Annotated in this window: 2 protein-coding genes; one reads left to right on the top strand and one right to left on the bottom strand. The window is 69.7% G+C overall.

Translation table 11 applies throughout. The features are described from left to right. A partial coding sequence (locus KUTG_RS22540; protein WP_043719340.1) for an ABC-F family ATP-binding cassette domain-containing protein occupies positions 1-991 on the bottom strand: 991 nt, incomplete at its 3' end. 78 nt (positions 992-1,069) lie between these two features. On the opposite strand from KUTG_RS22540, the gene KUTG_RS61570 reads away from it, so the two are divergent. After that, positions 1,070-1,594 (top strand): DUF4190 domain-containing protein (locus KUTG_RS61570; RefSeq protein ID WP_198047278.1); only part of this gene is annotated, 525 nt, incomplete at its 3' end.

Genomic DNA, 1,594 nt, shown 5'->3' on the forward strand with positions numbered 1-1,594 from the left:
GCAGCCGCAGCAGCGACGTCTTGCCCGACCCGTTCACGCCCACCAGGCCGATCCGGTCCCCCGGCCCGATCCGCCACGTCACGTCGTCGAGCAGCGTGCGGTCGCCGAGCGAGAACGACACGTTCTCCAGCTCGATCACGGTCTTGCCCAGCCGGCGCTTGGCGAAGGCCATCAGCTCGACCTTGTCCCGCGGCTCCGGCACGTCCGAGATGATCGCCTCGGCGTTCTCGATCCGGTACCGGGGCTTGGACGTCCGCGCCGGCGCTCCCCGGCGCAGCCAGGCCAGCTCCTTGCGGGCCAGGTTGCGGCGCTTCTCCTCCAGCGTGTCGGCCAGCCGGGCCCGCTCGGCGCGGGCGAAGATCCAGTCCGCGTAGCCGCCCTCGTACTGCTCGACCGCGCCGCCGACGACCTCCCAGGTCCGAGTGCAGACGATGTCCAGGAACCAGCGATCGTGGGTCACGACCACCAGCGCGCCGCGCCGGGCCAGCAGGTGCTCGGCCAGCCACCGCACGCCCTCGACGTCCAGGTGGTTGGTCGGCTCGTCCAGCACCAGCAGGTCGAGGTCGCGGATCAACGCCGCCGCCAGCGACACCCGGCGCCGCTCGCCACCCGACATCGTCCCCACCGGCGAGTCCAGCCCCAGCGCCGTGATGCCGAGGCCGTCCATGATCGACCGCACCCGGGCGTCCGAGGCCCACTCGTGCTCCGAGGTGTACCCGTGCGGATCCAGCACCGCCGAGCGCACCGTGTCGCCGATCAGCTCCGTGCGCTGCGTGACCACCGCCATCCGCAGGTCCCTGGCCTGGCTGACCCTGCCCTCATCCGGGGGCTCCAGCCCCGTCAGTACCTCCAAAAGGGTGGTCTTCCCGCCGCCGTTCAGACCAACGACCCCGATTCGATCACCCTCGTTCACGCCTAGGGACACGGCGTCGAGCAGCGGTTTCACGCCATAGGACTTGCTCACGGACTCGAGGTTGACCAGGTTCGCCACGCGAAAAGGGTACGTAACGACGAACCGGGCCCCGGTGATGCGTCTGGCACCAGTGCGAGATGACCGAAAGTGAGCACCATGTCCGCTCCGTACTTTCCGCCGCCGGCCACCGATGTCCAGCCGCAGGGTCAGCCGCCCCGCAACGGGCTGGGCACCGCGGGCTTCGTCCTGGGCCTCATCGGCTTCCTGTTCAGCTTCATCCCGTTCGTCGGGGTGATCGCGTGGCCGCTCGTGATCGTCGGCCTGGTGCTGTCGATCATCGGCATCGCCCGGGCCGGCAGCGGCAAGGCCACCAACAAGGGATTGGCCATCGCCGGCGCCGTGCTGTCGGTGCTCGGGCTGCTGATGTGCATCCTGTATGCGGCCGTCTTCACCGCGACCGTCAAGACCGTGAACGACCAGCAGAGTGCGGTGTCCTCGATCGGCTACGACGTCACCGGCGACGCCAAGAGCGCGACCGTCACCTACAGCTCGTACGACGGCAGCGGCAGCTCCGTGAACCAGGAGACCGCCAAGCAGCTGCCGTGGCACAAGGACCTTCAGGCCAAGGGCCTGCTCAGTGGCGGCTCCCTCACCGTCACCGCGGGCGCCGACGGCGGTTCG

Source organism: Kutzneria sp. 744, assembly GCF_000568255.1.
GTDB lineage: Bacteria > Actinomycetota > Actinomycetes > Mycobacteriales > Pseudonocardiaceae > Kutzneria.